The organism is Desulfocurvus sp. DL1XJH-121, from assembly GCF_054819825.1.
The window spans coordinates 1-17,129 of record NZ_JBTVWW010000015.1; the positions used below are offsets into that span (position 1 = coordinate 1).

General features: G+C 66.9%; 11 protein-coding genes. 8 read left to right on the forward strand and 3 right to left on the reverse strand.

Annotated features, from left to right (window positions below; genetic code table 11):
* Positions 1 to 231 precede the first annotated feature (231 nt).
* Complete coding sequence (locus ACYYG1_RS11290) at positions 232 to 1,683, reverse strand: HD domain-containing phosphohydrolase (protein WP_461210415.1); 1,452 nt, start codon at positions 1,681 to 1,683, stop codon at positions 232 to 234.
* Positions 1,684 to 1,946: 263 nt separating this feature from the next.
* Here ACYYG1_RS11290 and ACYYG1_RS11295 point away from each other — a divergent pair, with 263 nt between their 5' ends.
* Entirely contained in the window at positions 1,947 to 4,607 is a 2,661-nt protein-coding gene (locus tag ACYYG1_RS11295) for an HDOD domain-containing protein (RefSeq protein ID WP_461210416.1), read from the forward strand.
* On the forward strand, positions 4,604 to 6,049 hold the full coding sequence (locus ACYYG1_RS11300; protein ID WP_461210417.1) for a MinD/ParA family protein: 1,446 nt from the start codon (positions 4,604 to 4,606) through the stop codon (positions 6,047 to 6,049). The genes ACYYG1_RS11295 and ACYYG1_RS11300 overlap by 4 nt, the downstream gene beginning before the upstream one ends.
* A gap of 73 nt (positions 6,050 to 6,122) precedes the next feature.
* On the opposite strand, the gene ACYYG1_RS11305 is transcribed toward ACYYG1_RS11300, so the two are convergent.
* Positions 6,123 to 7,379, reverse strand: coding sequence for an OmpP1/FadL family transporter (locus ACYYG1_RS11305; RefSeq protein ID WP_461210418.1), 1,257 nt, complete (start codon positions 7,377 to 7,379; stop codon positions 6,123 to 6,125).
* A gap of 336 nt (positions 7,380 to 7,715) precedes the next feature.
* The gene (gene pyk, locus ACYYG1_RS11310) at positions 7,716 to 9,143 is read right to left on the reverse strand and encodes a pyruvate kinase (protein ID WP_461210481.1); all 1,428 of its coding nucleotides are present in this window, start codon (positions 9,141 to 9,143) and stop codon (positions 7,716 to 7,718) included.
* A 169-nt stretch (positions 9,144 to 9,312) separates the two neighbouring features.
* Between pyk and ACYYG1_RS11315 the strand changes: the two genes are divergently transcribed.
* From ACYYG1_RS11315 to pgi, 6 genes are all read left to right on the forward strand, one after another.
* Positions 9,313 to 11,745: a cache domain-containing protein gene (locus tag ACYYG1_RS11315; RefSeq protein ID WP_461210419.1), complete on the forward strand. Its 2,433-nt coding sequence runs from the start codon at positions 9,313 to 9,315 to the stop codon at positions 11,743 to 11,745.
* 130 nt (positions 11,746 to 11,875) lie between these two features.
* Complete coding sequence (locus ACYYG1_RS11320; RefSeq protein WP_461210420.1) at positions 11,876 to 12,475, forward strand: TetR/AcrR family transcriptional regulator; 600 nt, start codon at positions 11,876 to 11,878, stop codon at positions 12,473 to 12,475.
* A 29-nt stretch (positions 12,476 to 12,504) separates the two neighbouring features.
* Positions 12,505 to 13,512: a TRAP transporter substrate-binding protein gene (locus ACYYG1_RS11325; protein WP_461210421.1), complete on the forward strand. Its 1,008-nt coding sequence runs from the start codon at positions 12,505 to 12,507 to the stop codon at positions 13,510 to 13,512.
* Between the two features lie 70 nt (positions 13,513 to 13,582).
* On the forward strand, positions 13,583 to 14,050 hold the full coding sequence (locus tag ACYYG1_RS11330) for a TRAP transporter small permease (protein ID WP_461210422.1): 468 nt from the start codon (positions 13,583 to 13,585) through the stop codon (positions 14,048 to 14,050).
* A gap of 3 nt (positions 14,051 to 14,053) precedes the next feature.
* Entirely contained in the window at positions 14,054 to 15,367 is a 1,314-nt protein-coding gene (locus ACYYG1_RS11335) for a TRAP transporter large permease (RefSeq protein ID WP_461210423.1), read from the forward strand.
* 112 nt (positions 15,368 to 15,479) lie between these two features.
* Complete coding sequence (gene pgi / locus ACYYG1_RS11340) at positions 15,480 to 17,123, forward strand: glucose-6-phosphate isomerase (RefSeq protein WP_461210424.1); 1,644 nt, start codon at positions 15,480 to 15,482, stop codon at positions 17,121 to 17,123.
* The last annotated feature ends 6 nt before the right edge of the window (positions 17,124 to 17,129 follow it).

A 17,129-nucleotide genomic window follows, 5' to 3' on the forward strand; every position in this document is an offset into this window, starting at 1 on the left:
GACCTGGGTGGTAACCCTCGAAGCGAAGCCCCCCGTACCCGCCCGGGGCGCGGCCGCGTCACCTCTTCCCTCATTCCTGACAAACCAACGCCCTACCCGCGAGGGAACGCGGTGGGCGGGAGGGAGGGCACAATTGGTTTTGCGCCACGACAAAAAACAAGGGAGTCAGCGGCACCAAAAAAGGCGGCCCGGATCCTCTCCAGCCCGCCTCTTCCCAAAAAAATCCCCCAACTACACCGCTACCTTGCCCCGCTCATGCAACCGGCACCAGGCCCGGACCACGTTCTCGTCCCACTGGCCGCCCGCGCCGGCGGACAGGATACGCAGGGCCTCCTCCGGAAAGCGCGCCTGCTGGTAGGCGCGATCCGACGTCATGGCCTCGTACCCGTCGGCCACGCTCACGATGCGCGCCAAAAAGGGGATGGAGTCCCCGGCCAGGCCGTCGGGATAGCCCCGGCCGTCCACGCGCTCGTGGTGGTGGTAGACCATGGGCAGGACGTCCTTCAGGGTGTGCACGCTGGACAGGATGTCGCGGCCCATGACCGGGTGCTGGCGCATGACCGCCATCTCGCCCTCGCTGAGCCTGTCGGGCTTGTTGAGGATGCTGTCGGGGATGCCGATCTTGCCCACGTCGTGCAGGATGCCCGCGAAGGACAACAGCTCCACCTCGCGCTTGGGCAGGCCCATTTCCTCGCCCAGCTGCGCGGAGAACGCGCCCACGCGCTCGGAGTGCCCCCGGGTGTAGATATCCTTGGCCTCCACCGAGCAGACATGGGAGGTGATGACCTCCAGGTTCATGTCGTTGAGGCGGCAGCGGAAGGACAGGCTCTCCATGGCCGTGGCCGCCTGCCCGGCGAAAACCGAGAGCATCTGCAGGCTGGGCATGGAATAGGCCCGGGCTTTGGAGCGGGCCACCACCACCGCGCCCAGGGGGTCCGAGCCCTGGGACAGCGGACAGACCATGGCCGAGACGGCCTGCTTGCCCGCGCCCGTGTCCACGGCCAGGGACTCGAACAGCCTGGGCGAACCGGACTCCATGAGCCGCCCGGATACGGCCTCGAACCAGCGTAGCGCGCGCGGGCACTGGCGCATGAGCGGGCCCCAGACCACGTTGCGGTCCAGGTCCGGGCCCAGGCGCCCCTTGAGGAACAGGGCCATGCCGTCGGGCTCGAAGGTTTCGCGGATCTGAAGCAGGAATTCCTTGACCAGGGATTTGACGTCGCGCTGTTCGCGCAGGGCCGTGCCGAGATTCAGCAGCCGGTCCAGCTCGCCGACGCCGTCGGACTCGGAATGCTTCTTGTCCCGCTGACGCAGGCCGCGCTCCTCCAGGACCTTGTCCACCTTGGTCAAGAATTCTCGGATGTCGAAGGGCTTGAGCAGATAGTCGGCGGCGCCCAGGCGGATGCACTCCACGGCGCTTTCCACCGTGCCGTAGCCCGTGAGGAAGATCACGTCGGCATCCTGGCCGCGCTCGCGCATCCTGGCCAGGAGCTGCCGCCCGTCCAGCCTGGGCATGCGCAGGTCCGTGACCACCAGATCCACGGGGTGGCTCGAAAGAACTTCCAGGGCGTCCAGGCCGTTGCCCGCCGTGAGCACGCGGTGGCCGCAGCTCTCGAGGGTCTCACGGTTGACTTCCAACAGTTCGGGCTCGTCGTCCACGAGCAGGACGGTGCGCTCGACCATGCCTCTGTACGCATCCTTCAGTCGATGGGAATTCCAGCGGTTTCCGTATCCAAACGCCGCCAAACGGGGGAAAAACTAGCCTACTAGACCGGGCATGTCCAGAATCCGGACCCGGACGCTCCACAATTCCTTCCCAATTCTCTAGAAAATATCAAGAAGATTTACGAACCAGCGCCTTTGCCTTTTGCCATGAAATCTCATATTCCATCCGGAATGCCCCGCGAGGTCCGCCGGGGCCGACCGCAGACGCAAAGGAAGGCGCCATGCACAGCGAAGCCCTCTCCTCGGACGCCCCCCATATCAGGGCCATCGCCAGGCGCATCAAGGAGCTTCCCGCTCCCCCCTCGGTGGCGGCCAAGATCCTCAACAGCGTCCTGGAAGACAGCCCGGACTTTTCCTCCCTCTCACAGTTCGTGGAATCGGACCAGGCCCTGACCCTCAAGGTCCTGCGCATGGCCAACACCGCAGCCTACGGCCACAGGGGCAAGGTGGTCTCCGTGGAACAGGCCATCGCCACCCTGGGCTTCGACACCCTACGCGCCTCCATCCTTTCCGTGATTGTCCGCGAGAGCCTGTACCGCGCCCCCCTGGGCGGGGACCCGCTGCTGACCCACGTCTGGAAACACACCCTGGCCTGCGCCGTGGCCGCAGGGCTTCTGGCCGACCATGTGCTGCCCGGCAGGGGGCCCATGGCCTTCGCTGCGGGCATGATCCACGACTGCGGGCAGCTGGTGCTGCTCTCGGCCCTGCCCGAAGGCTACGAGCCCCTGGTGCGCGCCGCGGCGGACAACGGCCCGGCGCTGCTGGCCGCCGAACCCGGGGCCGTGGGCGTGGAGCACACCCAGGTGGGCAAATGGCTGCTGGGCTCGTGGGGCATGCCCGACCAGCTCACGGACGCGGCCTGGCTGCACCACCACCCGGCGGAGGCCCTGGCCGGGCTGGGCGACAACGGCAGGCTCGCCGCCGTGGTGGGGCTGGCGGACATCCTGGCCCATGACGTGATGCTTGATTCCGCGCCATCCAGCCCGGAAAACCGCCAGGACCTGATCGAATTCCTGGGCCTCGGCCAGGACCAGATGGACGACGTGGCCACGCGCCTGGGCGAGGGCTTCGCCCGCCGCGCCGAGGTCTTCAACCTGGACGACCAGGACGCGGCCCTATTCTATTTCCAGGCCCTGCAACGGGCCAACACCAAGCTTTCGGACATCAACGGGGCCCTGGCCCGGCGCGAGGACCGGCTGGCCAAGGGCAACAGGCTGCTGGCGGCCATCGCCGAGGCGGGCCCGGGCCTGACTCTGGCCGAGGACGCGGACCAGGCCCTGACCGCCGCCCTGCGCGCCGTGGAGTCCGGCCTGGCCCCGGCGCGGGCCGTGTGCTGGCGCGTGGACACGGCGGCCAGCTCCCTGACGGGCCTGTATTCCGAGGCCGGGGTGCCGCGCTCCGTGATCCTGGCCCTGGACAAGGATCTGCAGCCCGTGCCCGAATCCGAGGCCCGGGACCTGCCCGAGGGGCTCTACGGGCTCTTGGCCCACTATCTGACGCGCATCCCTGCGGACGCGCCCCTGGACCGGGACGGGATCCGGCCTGTGCCCGCCCCGCCCTGGCTGACCCTGCCGCTGATGGCCGAGGACGGATTCATGGGCGAGCTGGCCGTGGTCCCCGTAAGGCCCCTGGAGGCCGAAGCCGAGCTCGCTCTGTCCCAGCTGGCCGGGCTCACCGCCGCCTCCATCCACCGCCTGGAACTGCACGACCGGCTGGAGGAGCGCGCCGACCGCCTGGCAGAGGCCCTGCGCAAGATCCGGCGCATGAACCACAAGCTTTTGCAGACCGAGCGCCTGGCCGCCGTGGGCCAGCTGGCAGCCGGTGCGGCCCACGAGATCAACAACCCGCTGGCCATCATCTACGCCCGCACCCAACTTCTGGAGCAGCAGGAAAACGACCCGGGCAAGAAGAAGTCCTTCGGCCAGATGATGAGCCAGATCGAACGCATCACCTCCATCCTGACCAACCTCATGGACTTCGCGCGCCCGGCCCCGCCCAGCATGGCGGGCATCTCCCTGTCCGACGTGGGCCGCAGGGCCCTGGAGCTGATCCGCGGGGAACTCCGGCGCAGGAACGTGGAGGTCAAGATCGACCTGGCCCCGGACCTGCCCGAGGTCCTGGGCGACGGCAACCAGCTGGAGCAGGTGGTCCTGAACCTGCTCATCAACGCGGAGCACGCCGTGGACGAGGCCCATCCCGAGGGGGGCGGACGCGTCACCCTGCGCACCGAGGCCCAGGGCGGGAACGCGGTGCTCACGGTCTCGGACAACGGCGTGGGCATCGAGGCCGAGAACCTGAACAAAATCTTCGACCCCTTCTTCACCACCAAGGAGGAGGGCAAGGGCACGGGCCTGGGCCTGTCCACGTCCTACGGCATCGTGCAGAACCACGGCGGGGACATCCGCTTCCGCTCCCGCGTGGGCGAGGGCACGGACGTGAGCGTGGTGCTGCCCTTCACGCCCCCGACGGCTCCGGCGCGCTCCGCCGAGGCGAAGAAGCGCCGCGCGCGCGACACCATCCTGGTGGTGGACGACGAGAAGCCCATCCGCGAAATCCTGCGCGAATCCCTGGAGACCCGGGGCTACCGCGTGGAAACCGCCGCCGACGGGGAACAAGGCCTCAAGCGCCTGAAGGCCGGGGCCTACCGCCTGCTGCTCCTGGACATCCGCATGCCCCTGCGCAGCGGGCTGTCCCTGCTGGCCGAGGCCAGGAAGCACGCGCCCGACATGCCCGTCATCGTGCTCACGGGCATGGCCGGGCCCCAGGAGGTGGAGCAGGCCTTCAAGCTCGGTGCGTTCAAATGCGTTCGCAAGCCCTTTTCCCTGGACGCGCTCATGGAGGACATCGCCCTGGCCCTCCTGGAGAAGGAGGACGGCGCATGAAGATCGTGCCCCTGAGCCCCGAAGCGCCCCCCACCCGCGTTGTCTCCGTGGCCAGCGGCAAGGGCGGCGTGGGCAAGACCAGCGTCACCGTGAACCTGGCCTTCGCCCTGGCCCGGGCGGGCAACAAGGTCTGCATCCTGGACGCGGACCTCGGCCTGTCCAACGTGGACATCCTGCTGGGCGTGGAGCCTGGCAAGACCCTGGAGGACGTGCTCTTCAACGGCACGCCCCTTGGTGAGGCGCTGGTGAACGTGGGGCCGGGGGTGGACCTCGTGTCCGGGGCCTCCGGCGTGCCCAGGCTGGCGGAGCTGTCCCGCGAGAGCAGGCGCCTGCTTGTGGACCAGTTCCAGGCCCTGAACGCCTACGACTACCTGCTGGTGGACAACTCGCCGGGCATCACCAGCCAGGTCACGTCCATCTGCCTGTCGTCGCGCGACATCCTGCTGGTGGTCACGCCCGACGCCACGTCCATCACCGACGCCTACGCCCTCCTGAAGGTTCTGGTGCAGAGCGGGCTGTGGTGGAACCCCTTCATCCTGGTCAACCGGGCGTCCAACCCACGCCAGGCTAGGCTGATCTTCGAGAAGATCCGCTCCACCGCCGGGAGGCACCTGAAGGTCAACTGCCGCTACCTGGGCTGCGTGCACGAGGACAGGGCCATGTCCCAGGCCGCCATCCAGCGGCGGCCCCTGGCTGAGCTCTTCCCGCGCACGCGCGCGGCCCAGGATATGACCGAGGCCGCCGTGGCCCTGGAACAGGCGGCGACCCCGCGCAGGCCCGACGTGCCGCCGGTGCACTTCCTGGACAGCTCCATCATGCGCCTCAAGCAGGCGGGCCAACAGGCGTCGTCCGTGGAGGCCACGGTGCGCCGCTTCAAGGAGCGCCAAGCCACGCCCGGGCTCTCGGCCGGGCTGGATCATCTTTCGCGCTGCCTGGATCGCTTGGCCAAGCCCGTCTCCCAGGAACAACACTCGCGCCTAGTCCAGGCCATGCGGGACCTCCTGCGGCGCATGCGTTCCGACCTGGACCCGCAGCCGCAGGCGGCGCAGGCCCGGCCGCAACCCCCTGCGCCTCCCCTGGCCGCGCCCCGGCGCGCCGGCAACGGCAAGGCGCTGCTGGTCTGCCCGCCCTCGCCCATGCGCGACGTGCTCACCGAGGTCCTGGCCTCCACCGGCCTGGAGACCGTGCCCGCGCACCCGCGTTCGCCCCGTGAACCCGACTTCCAGGACTACAGCCTGGGGCTCATCTGCTGGGACGCCCCGGCGCGCGAGCTGGAGCATCTGGTGGAGCGCTGCGGGGACACGCCCGTGCTGGTGCTCAGGGGCTATCGCCTCGCGCCGGACCAGGAGCCCGATCTGTCCCGGGGGCGGGTCACGGTGCTGCACAAGCCCTTCAAGGTCACGGACCTGACCGGGGCCATACGAAGCGTCGCCTTGAGCTGACTCCCCACCCGGAACACGAAAAGGGGCCGCGGCATGCGCCGCGGCCCCTTTTGTATCGCTCTTTCACGCCGGGCTAGAAGCTGTAGCCCAGGCTGAGGCCCACGATGTGGGTCTCCAGGTCGTGGGCCTTGCCCGTGACCAGGCCGGTGGCGTCTCCCGCCTTGTAGTCGCGGGACTCGGACTGCAGATAGGTGTATCCCAGGTCGATCACGTAGCTATCCCAATGGAAGCCCAGGCCCACGGAGTACAGCTGCCTGTCCGCGGCGGGGATCATGTAGTCGTCGTGGTCGTCGCGGATGGGGGACTGGTCGTAGATGTAGGACACGCGCACGTCCATCCAGTCCAGCAGCTCGTATTCCGCGCCCAGCTGATAGCGGAAGGTGTCCTTCCAGTTCTTCACCGTGGTGGAATGGTCGGAACCCGCGACGCCCGGCACCAGCCGCTCTTCGTAGTCGATGCGCAGTTCCTGGTAGGTGCTCCAGCGCGTCCAGACCACGTCGCCTTCCACGGTCAGCTTGTCCAGGGGCTTCACGGCCAGTCCAACGGTCACGTTGTCGGGCAGGATGATCACGCCCTTGGCCTCCTGGTCCTTGGAATAGGCGCCCGCGATCATGGGGGCCAAGGTGCCCTGCCTGCGGAACCAGACATTGCCCTTGATGTGCTGCTTAATCTGGCTGCGGTAGACCACGCCGGCGGTGAGCCAGTCCCGGGGCTTGTAGTACACGGACAGGTTCAGGCCCGTGCCCATGCTGTCGCCCTCGAGCTTGGCGTCGATGTCGTAGTTGTAGGTGCTGGGATCGTTGCGGGTGACGAAGTTCCCGTCCACAGTCTTGCGCTGCAGGAACTTGAAATACATAAATTCCGGGCCAGCCGCCACGGACCATTGGTCATTGATCTTGTAGACCAGGTTGGGGCTGAAGGACACGGACTCGATGGTGGCCTCGGTGCAGTTGTAGCGCCCCGCCCATTCCTCGTCGAACTCGGTGCCCAGGCCGTAGCGCGAAAACACCGCGCCCGTGAGCCACAAGCGGTCGTTGATCTGCGCCGTGGCGTAGGCGTGGGGGATCAGCCAGACATTGGATTTGCCGTTGGCGTCGTTGTAGCCCTCCATGTCCAGGATGGCCTTGGGATTGATGGCGCTCAGGCCGCCATACAGATGCACACCTTCCAGGTCCGTGGCCGCGGCGGGGTTGAACGCCGCGGTTGACGCGTCCTTGGGGCTGGCCACCACGGCCCCGCCCATGGCGTTGCCCCGGCCGCCCCATTCATAGATGCCGAACCCGGCTCCCTGGGCGACGCCCTCCAGCACCACCACGGCCAAAGCCAGCACACAGACAAACCGTAGCGCCCCTCTCATACACTCACCCCTTTCCTGCAAATTAATTGATATAACAATCGTTGTGGCATGCAACTTAGTTGCACCCGCAACTTTCCCCGCAAAAAGAAAGATTCCGGAAAGGAATCTTCACAAAACTTGTTGGGACATAGCCAAAAAAAATGCCGTTGGCTAGTCCCAAGACGGCCCATGCGCCGCACAAACACGACCCGCACCGGGAGCCAGGAGGAAACTGCCAAAGCGAAAACAGGGAGTGGCGCCAGCCGGACGCAGAGGAATTACCCTGGTTTCCTGGGTACTGACGCGTCAGCGCCCAGGAAACCAGGACATTTATTTGTAGAACAGACGAATGGTATTCGTCTTCGTGACGGGCTGCCCGGGAGGCAGGGGGCGGCCCGAGGTGACCACCACGCTGTCCCCGGACTTGAAATCGTCGCAGGCGCGCACGAAGTCCAGGGCCCGCTTGGTGTGGCTCTCCACCTGAGCATCCACAGTCCGGGGCATGACGCCCCAGAAGAAATTCAGCCAGCGGATCACGCGCTCATCCGGGGTCAGGGCGTAGATGTCCTGGGACGGACGGCGGCTGGACAGGAGCCTGGCCGTGGCCCCGCTGGTGGAATGGCTGACCAAGGCCCGGCACTGGCCGTGCTCGGCGATGAGGCAGGCGGAATAGGCCATGTACTTGACGATGTTGCGTTCTTTGCTCGGGCGGAAGGGGCCGTCCATGCGCTCCAGATAGTACTGCTCCGCGTTGGACGCGATGCCCTGGATGAACCCGCAGGTCTCCACGGGATAGCTGCCGATGGCCGTCTCCTCGGAGAGCATCACGCAGTCGGCCCCGTCCAGCACGGCGTTGGCCACGTCCGTGGCCTCGGCGCGCGTGGGCACGGGGTTCTTGACCATGGAGAGCATCATCTGCGTGGCCACGATGACGGCTTTCTGCTGGTGGCGGCAGGCGCGGATGATGCGCTTCTGAATCACGGGCAGGGTCATGAGCGAGCATTCCACGCCCAGGTCGCCCCGGGCCACCATCACCGCGTCGGACGCGGCCACGATGGACTCGATGTTGTCCAGGGCCCGCTTGCGCTCCAGCTTGGCCACCACGGGCACCCAATGCCCGGCCTGGCGGATGAGCTCCTTGGCCTCGTCGATGTCCTCGCGGGTCTGCACGAAGGACAGGGCCACGGCGTCCACGCCGATGGCCAGGGCCTCCACTAGGTCCTTGCGGTCCTTTTCCGTGAGCGCGGGCATGGGATGGATCTTTTCCGGAAAGGCGATGCCCTTGTGCGAGGTCAGGATGCCGCCGTTCTGGGCCTGCATCTCATAGACCCTGTCGGGCTCCACCACGCGGGTGATGGTGAAATGGAGCATTCCGTCGGACAGGTACACCGGGTCGCCCACGGCCAGGCCGTCCAGGAGCTCCGGCACGTCCAGCTCCACGAACACCGCGTCGGCCGGGGCCTGGCCCCGGGCCGCGGGCGGGCCGAGAACGGCCCTGGCGCCCTTTTCCAGCTGCAGGGGCGAATCCCGCACCTCGCCGATGCGGGTCTTGGGGCCGCAGAGGTCGGCCATGACCGTGAGCGGCATGCCCTTCTCCACCTCCAGCTCGCGGATGGCGGCCACCACGGGTTTGAAATAGGCCGCGTCGGCATGGGAAAAATTCAGGCGGAAGATGCGGACCCCGCGGTCCACCATGTCCCCCATCACGGCCTTGTCCATGGAGGCCGGGCCCAGGGTGGCGATGATCTTGGTGCGCATGTGCATGGGACTCTCCTTTGTCGTGCTGTCCTCTTGTAGCACAGATCGTTGCCGTGTACACGTTCCGCGGAAGAAGACAATCCGCGCTTGCGTTTCCTCTCGGCAGCGGGGTAAAGTGATTCTGGGAAGGAAGCCCCCTCACTAGTTCCGTTTTCCGGGCAGAACGAGCATGAGCAAAATCAGCATCTCCAAGACCTACCTCACCCGCTCCTCCGTAGTGGCGGTCTGCTTCCTGATCCTACTCGGGGCGACCTGGCTGCATTTCGACTATTTCCATTTCCTGGAACACAGCAAGGCCCTGCGCGCCAGGTTGCTGAACGAAAAGAAGCAGATGCTGCAGACCCGGGGCACGGAAATCGCCGACTACATCCAGTTCGAACAGACCCGGGACATGACCGAGGCCCGGCACATCCTGCGCGAAGAAGTCTCCAAGGCCAGGGACATCGCCCAGGCCCATCTCGCCCAGGGCCTCAGCAGGGACGAGGCCGCGAGCCGCCTCAAAACCGCCCTCGCCGCCGTGCGCTTCGCCAACGGAAACGGCTACTTCTTCATCAACGACTTGCAGGGCAACCCGATACTGCACCCGTACGTGGACAAGATCACCTCCGACCACGGCTACAAAAATCGCCCCGTATTCCGGAGATTCAGCGAGGTAGCCCGGGGCAAGGGCGAGGGCTTCATCCGCTACAAATGGGTCAAGCCCGACGCGCCGGGAGAGGATCACGAAAAGCTCGCCTACATCGAACGCTTCCCCTCCCTGGGCTGGACCATCGGCGCGGGCCTGTACCTGGAAGACGTCACCACCATGATCCAGAACAAGATCCTGCGCTGGCTGAACTCCAGGGACTACACCGACGCGGGCTACCTCTTCGCCTACCGCTACGACGGCACGGCCCTGGTGGGCCCGTTCATGGGCGAGAACCTCCTGCAGTCCAGCGCCCCGCTACGGCGCGCCTCCTTCATGAAGGCCCTGGACGTCGCCCGCGCCGGAGGCGGCTTCGTGACCTACGACAGGCCTGCGGTGCACGGGTCGCACCCGCAGGAAAAAATCAGCTTCGTCAAGGGCATAGAAGGCTGGAACTGGTTCGTTGGTTGCGGATTCGAGACATCGGAGATCCAGGACATCCTGGCCCAGGTGGAAAAGGATTTCAAAAGGCGCACCCGGAACATCATCCTGACCGTCTGCGCCGCGCTGCTCTGCTTCATCGCCGCCACCTACATGGGCCTGCGCCTGGCCACGGCGGGGGTGAAGCGCGATTTCCGCATCTTCGGCGAATTCTTCTCCCGGGCCGCCGAGGAGGCCGCGCCCATCGACACGGACAAGCTGATCTTCGAGGAATTCGAACACCTGGCCCAGGCCGCCAACCGCATGACCGAGGAGCGCATTAAGGCCCTGGACGCCCTGAGGAACAGCGAATCGCGCTACCGCAGCATCTTCGAGAACATCACCGACGGCTACTACCGGGCGGACATACAGGGCAGACTCCTGCTCCTCAGCCCCTCGGCCCGGCGCATCCTGCAGATCGCCCCGGACGAGGACATCGCCCGCCTGAACGTGGCCGACCTCTACCAGCACCCCGACGAACGCAACGAATTCCTGAACAGCATCATCAAGAACGGCAGCTACGAGGGCTACCACTGCACCATGGTCCGCAGGGACGGCACGCCCGTGGACCTGGAAGTCAACTCCCGCCTGATCCTGGACGAAAAGACCGGACAGCCCTCGGGCGTGGAGGGCCTGTTCAGGGACGTGACCCAGCGCATCCAGACCCAGGAGATCCTGGTGCAGTCCGAGAAGATGCAGTCCGTGGGCGGGCTGGCCGCCGGCATGGCCCACGAGATCAACAACCCCCTGGGCGGCATCCTGCAGGGCGTGCAGAACATGGAGCGCCGCCTGGACCCGAACTTCCCGGCCAACCAGAAGGCCGCCATGGAAGTGGGCTGCGACCTGGAGGCCATGAACCGCTACCTGCACAAGCGGCGCATCCGCGACACCATGGACGGCATCCGCGAGATGGGGGCGCGCGCGGCCGAGATCGTCTCCCGGATGCTGAACTTCACGCGCAAGAGCGAATCCAGGATCGCCTGGCACCGCTTGGACGATCTGGTCAACGCGGCCCTGGACCTGGCCTATTCCGACTACGACCTGAAGAAGCTCTACGGATTCAGGGACGTCGACATCGTGCGCGACTTCGACCTCACCCTGCCCGAAATCTCGTGCACGGAAACCGAGATCCAGCAGGTGGTCCTGAACATCGTGACCAACGCGGCCCAGGCCATGACCCAGGCCGGGACCGAGCACCCGCGCATCACCTTGCGCACGCGCAGGGAGGACGACTACGCCGTGCTGGTCATCGAGGACAACGGCCCGGGCATGGACGAGGAAACCGGCCGCCAGGTCTTCGAGCCCTTCTTCACCACCCGGGAGCCCGGCAAAGGCACCGGGCTGGGGCTGTCCAGCGCCTATTTCATCATCACCGTGCACCACGGCGGCAGCATCCTGGTCCATTCCAAGCCCGGCCAGGGCGCGACTTTCACCATCCTCTTGCCCATCGAACATTCCGGCCGCCCCTGCGGGGTCTTCCCCGGGGCCCAGGCCTAGCCCGGCGACTTTCTTCACGGCCCGCCTCTCCGCGCCTTGACACCCGCACCATTTCCGGATAATCGATCATCTCTCTGTGACCGCCGGTCATTTTTTGACCAGCGGTCATTCACCCCGGCGGAGACGGCGCATGAGCACGAGACAACAGGAAAAATCCCGGCAGACCATGGAAGAGATCATGGCCTCGGCCGTGCGCCTGTTCGGGGAGCGGGGCTACGTCCAGACGTCCATCACGGACATCACCCGCGACGCTGGCTACGCCAAGGGCAGCTTCTACCGCCACTGGACCAGCAAGGACGACCTGTTCCTGAAGATCCTGGAGCGCAAGTTCGCGGCCTACCGCGAGGTGCGGGACCGCCGCATCCGAGAGGCCGAGAACCTGGAACAGGCCATGAACGTGATCTGGGACTTCCTGGAGACGATCCTGGACGACCTCGACTGGTCCATCGTGTTCCTGGAATTCACGGTGCACGCGGCACGCGACCCGGAAATCAGGCAGCGCCTGAACCAGGGCGTGTACCGGCTGTCCAACGAGATTTTCGCCGGCCTGGTGGAGAAGCACGTGGACACGGATTTTTCCCCGGCCAAGATTGGGGCCCTGAACACGGCCCTGTTCGAGGGCTTTCTCATCCACCGCGCCCTGGCCACCGCCACGCTGGACACCGCCGACGTGCGCCGGGCGGCCCTGACCCTGGCCCTGGAACGCGGGCTCGCGAAAACCGGCCGATAGGCCATACGCCGCAAACGGAGGAACATTTCATGAAAAAGGCCCTGTGCTCCCTGCTGGCCGCCTGCGCCCTGCTGGCCGCCCTGCCCGCGGCTTCGCCCGCGGCGGACGTGACCCTGACCTACTCCAACTTCTTCCCGCCCACCCACGTGCAGTCCAAGCTGGCCGAGGCCTGGTGCGCGGAGGTGGAAAAGCGCACCCACGGCGCGGTCAAGGTCGACTACTTCCCGGGCAACACCCTGACCAAGGCGCCCCAGTGCTACGACGGCGTGGTGGAGGGCCTCTCGGACATCGGCCTCTCGGCCCTGGCCTATTCCCGGGGCCGCTTCCCGCTCATGGCCGCCGTGGACCTGCCCATGGGCTACAAGAGCGGCGTCCAGGCCACCCACGTGGCCAACGCGGTCTACGCCACGTTCAAGCCCAAGGAACTGGACGACGTCCACGTGCTCTACTTCCACGCCCACGGCCCCGGGGTCCTGCACTCCGCGGGCAAGGCCGTGCGCAAGCTGGAGGACATGCGGGGCATGAAGTTCCGCGCCACGGGCAACTCCGCGGCCCTGGTCAAGATCCTGGGCGGCACGCCCGTGGCCATGTCCATGCCCGACTCCTACCAGGCCATCCAGAAGGGCGTGGTGGACGGCGGCATGTACCCCATCGAGACCAACAAGGGCTGGAAGATGGGCGAGGTCGTGGACTACATGACCCAGACCCAGTGCGTGGGCTACACCACCACCTTCTTCGTGGTCATGAACAAGGACCGCTGGGCCGAGATCCCCCCCGACGCCCAGGCCGCCATCACGGCCATGAGCGCCGAATGGGCGGACAAGCACGCCCGGGCCTGGGACGAGAGCGACGGGGTGGGCATGGAATTCTTCAAGTCCAAGGGCGGCGAGGTCATCCCCCTGTCCGAGGCCGAGCAGGCCCGCTGGCAGGCCGCGGCCGCCCCCCTCATGGACCAGTACGCCGCCGACGTGAAGGCCAAGGATCTGGACGGACAGGCCGTGCTGGACTTCATGCACCAGGCCATGAAGGCCGAATAACCCGAACAGAACCCACAGGCGGGGGGCCGCGCCGGCCCCCCGCACACAAAGACGGCCACCACCCATGCGCATGCTCGACAGACTGGAAAAACTCATGACCGCCCTGGCCGCGGCCTGCCTGCTGGGCATGGCCCTGGTCACGGGCTGCGACGTGCTGGGCCGCGCGGCCTGGAACACGCCGCTGTTCGGCTCCGAGGAGATCGTGACCATCCTGGCCACCCTGGCGCTGGGCCTGTCCCTGCCCTACGCCCACGTCCAGCGCGTGCACATCGGCGTGGAGATCGTCACCCGCCGCCTGTCGCGGCGCGTGCGCAACCGCCTGGCCCTGGGCACGGACCTAGCGGCCTGCGCCTTGTTCTGCCTGGTGACCTGGCGCATGACCCTCTACGCGGGCACCCTCAAGCGCTCGGGCGAGGTGTCCATGAACCTGGAGCTGCCCGAATACTTCGTGGTCTACGCCCTGGCCTTCGGCTTCGCCGTGTTCTCCGTGCGCATCCTCCGCGACGTGCTGACCCTCTTCTCCAAGGACGGAATCTGATCCATGGACCCGACGTTCATCGGCCTTCTCGGCACCGCGTTGATGATCCTCCTGTTCATGACGCGCATGCCCGTGGCCCACGTGATGATCCTGGTGGGCTTCGCGGGGTTCTCCCTGCTCACGTCCATGAAGGGCGGCATGAACCTCCTGTCGCGCAACATCTACGACGCGTTCTCCTCCTACAGCCTGTCCACCATCCCGCTGTTCATCCTCATGGGCCAGCTGGCCTTCAACACGGGCATCAGCCGCAGGCTGTACCGCACGGCCTACCATTTCCTGGGCCACGTGCAGGGCGGCCTGGCCATGGCCACGGTGAGCGCGTGCACGGCCTTCGGCGCGGTGTGCGGCTCCTCCCCGGCCACGGCCGCCACCATGGCCACCGTGGGCATCCCGGAGATGAAGCGCTACGGCTACGCGGACTCCCTGGCCACGGGCAGCGTGGCCTCGGGCGGCAGCATGGGCATGATCATGCCCCCCAGCGTGGTGCTCATCGTCTACGGCGTGCTCACGGAGCAGTCCATCGGCGCGCTGTTCGTGGCCGGCATCCTGCCCGCCATCCTGCTCACGGTGCTGTTCATCGCGGCCATCGCCATCCAGTGCGCCCGCACCCCGGGCCTGGGCCCCGCGGGCGAGCGCTTCTGTGCCGCCGCCCGGCTCAAGTCCCTCCTGGGGCTCCTGGACACGCTGTTCGTGTTCGTGCTGGTCATCGGGGGCATGTTCTGCGGCCTGTTCACGCCCACGGAGGCGGCGTCCATCGGCGTCCTGGGCATCATGGCCCTGGGCCTGGTCAAGGGCAGCCTGAGCTGGGCGGCGCTGAAGAACTCCCTGTACGAGACCCTGCGCACCTCGGCCATGGTGCTCTTCCTGGTGGCCGGGGCCGTGGTCTTCGGCAAGTTCCTGGCCGTGACGCGCATCCCCTTCAACGTGGCCGCCTGGGTGGCTTCCCTGGACCTGCCGTCCTTCGCGGTGATGTCCGTCATCGTGCTCATCTACTTCCTGGGCGGCTGCTTCATGGACGCCCTGGCGCTGATCATGCTGACCATCCCGGTGTTCTATCCCGTGGTCACGAACCTGGGCTACGACCCCATCTGGTTCGGGGTCATCATCGTGCTGGTCACGCAGATGGGCGTCATCACCCCGCCCGTGGGCATCAACGTCTACGTGGTCTACGGCGCGGCCCAGAACTACGCCCCGGGCGTGACCCTGGAGTCCATCTTCAAGGGCGTGATGCCCTTCATGGCGGCCATCGTGGCGGGCATCGCCCTGCTGTTCCTGTTCCCGCAGATCGTGCTTTGCCTGCCCGGGCTGATGTACTGACCCCGGGCTGGCCCGGCGCTTGCCGGGCGCGCCGCGTTGACAGCGGGTGGTGATTCGTCCATCCTATCCTCCTGTACTAAGGTCCATTTTTTCGCGACCAGGAGGAGAGACCATGTCCGAACGCACCGCCAGCGCCCAGTGGAAGGCCCTCGCCGACCATTACCTGCAGGTCCAGGGCCTGCACATGCGCGAGCTGTTCGACGAGGACCCCGGGCGGTTCGAGGACTTTTCCCTGCGCCTGGGCGACCTGCTCCTGGACTATTCCAAGAACCGCGTCACCCGCCGGACCATGGAGCTGCTCATGGACCTGGCCCGGTTCTGCCGGGTGCCCGAACGCAGGGACGCCATGTTCGCGGGGGAGCGGATCAACGCCACCGAGGGCCGCGCCGCGCTGCACACGGCCCTCAGGAACCGCACGGACCGGCCCGTTTTGATGGACGGCCGGGACGTGATGCCCGGGGTGCGCGCCGTGTTGGCGAAGATGCGGGCCTTTTCCGAGGCCGTGCGCTCGGGGGCCTGGAAGGGCTACACGGGCAGGGCCGTGACCGACGTGGTCAACATCGGCATCGGCGGCTCGGACCTGGGGCCGCAGATGGTCTGCGCGGCGCTGGCCCACTACGCGGACGGCCCGCGTGCGCACTTCGTGTCCAACGTGGACGGCGCGCACATGACCGAGACCCTGCGCCGCCTGGCCCCCGAGACCACCCTGTTCATCGTGGCCTCCAAGTCCTTCACCACCCAGGAAACCATGATGAACGCGGCCAGCGCCAAGGCCTGGTTCCTGGCCGCCGCCAAGGACGAGGCCCGCGTGGCCGCGCATTTCGCGGCCCTGTCCACCAACGGCCCGGCCGTGGCCGAATTCGGCATCGACCCCGAGAACATGTTCGAATTCTGGGACTGGGTGGGCGGCCGCTACTCCCTGTGGTCGGCCATCGGCTTGTCCATCGCCCTGGCAGTGGGCATGGACCGCTTCGAGGAGCTCCTGGCCGGGGGCCAGGTCATGGACGAGCATTTCCGCAGCGCGCCCCTGGAGCGGAACATGCCCGTGATCCTGGCCATGCTCGGGGTCTGGTACAACAACTTCTTCTCCTGCGGCACCCACGCGGTGCTGCCCTACGACCAGTACCTGGCGCGCTTCCCGGCCTATCTGCAGCAGGGGGACATGGAGTCCAACGGCAAGTCCGCCACCCTGGACGGGCAGATGGTGGACTACGGCACCGGGCCGGTGATCTGGGGCGAGCCCGGCACCAACGGCCAGCACGCCTTTTTCCAGCTCCTGCACCAGGGCACCAAGCTCGTGCCCTGCGACTTCCTGGCCCCGGCCCAGGCGCTCAGCCCCCTGGGGGAGCACCACGAGGTCCTCGTATCCAACTTCCTGGCCCAGACCGAGGCGCTGATGCGCGGCAAGACCCCGGAGGAGGCCGAGGCCGAGATGCGGGCCGCCGGGCTGCCCGACGAGGACGTGCAGCGGCTGTTGGCCCACCGCTCCTTCATGGGCAACCGGCCCTCCAACTCCATCCTCTACAAGCGGCTGACCCCGCACGCCCTGGGCATGCTCATAGCCCTGTACGAGCACAAGATCCTCGTCCAGGGCACGGTCTGGAACGTGAACTCCTTCGACCAGTGGGGCGTGGAGCTGGGCAAGCAGCTGGCCAAGGCCATCCGGCCGGAACTCGCGGGCGATGCCCAGGCCGCGGGCCACGACAGCTCCACCAACGGGCTGATCAACGCCTACAAGGCCATGCGCGAGGGCTAGCCTCGC

What these genes read in the sequence shown, in the direction of transcription:
- ACYYG1_RS11335 (WP_461210423.1), top strand. Translation starts at nt 14,054, where the DNA reads ATGGACCCGACGTTCATCGGCCTTCTCGGCACCGCGTTGATGATCCTC.
- ACYYG1_RS11290 (WP_461210415.1), bottom strand. Translation starts at nt 1,683, where the DNA reads ATGGTCGAGCGCACCGTCCTGCTCGTGGACGACGAGCCCGAACTGTTG.
- ACYYG1_RS11320 (WP_461210420.1), top strand. Translation starts at nt 11,876, where the DNA reads ATGAGCACGAGACAACAGGAAAAATCCCGGCAGACCATGGAAGAGATC.
- ACYYG1_RS11300 (WP_461210417.1), top strand. Translation starts at nt 4,604, where the DNA reads ATGAAGATCGTGCCCCTGAGCCCCGAAGCGCCCCCCACCCGCGTTGTC.
- pgi (WP_461210424.1), top strand. Translation starts at nt 15,480, where the DNA reads ATGTCCGAACGCACCGCCAGCGCCCAGTGGAAGGCCCTCGCCGACCAT.
- pyk (WP_461210481.1), bottom strand. Translation starts at nt 9,143, where the DNA reads ATGCGCACCAAGATCATCGCCACCCTGGGCCCGGCCTCCATGGACAAG.
- ACYYG1_RS11295 (WP_461210416.1), top strand. Translation starts at nt 1,947, where the DNA reads ATGCACAGCGAAGCCCTCTCCTCGGACGCCCCCCATATCAGGGCCATC.
- ACYYG1_RS11315 (WP_461210419.1), top strand. Translation starts at nt 9,313, where the DNA reads ATGAGCAAAATCAGCATCTCCAAGACCTACCTCACCCGCTCCTCCGTA.
- ACYYG1_RS11330 (WP_461210422.1), top strand. Translation starts at nt 13,583, where the DNA reads ATGCTCGACAGACTGGAAAAACTCATGACCGCCCTGGCCGCGGCCTGC.
- ACYYG1_RS11325 (WP_461210421.1), top strand. Translation starts at nt 12,505, where the DNA reads ATGAAAAAGGCCCTGTGCTCCCTGCTGGCCGCCTGCGCCCTGCTGGCC.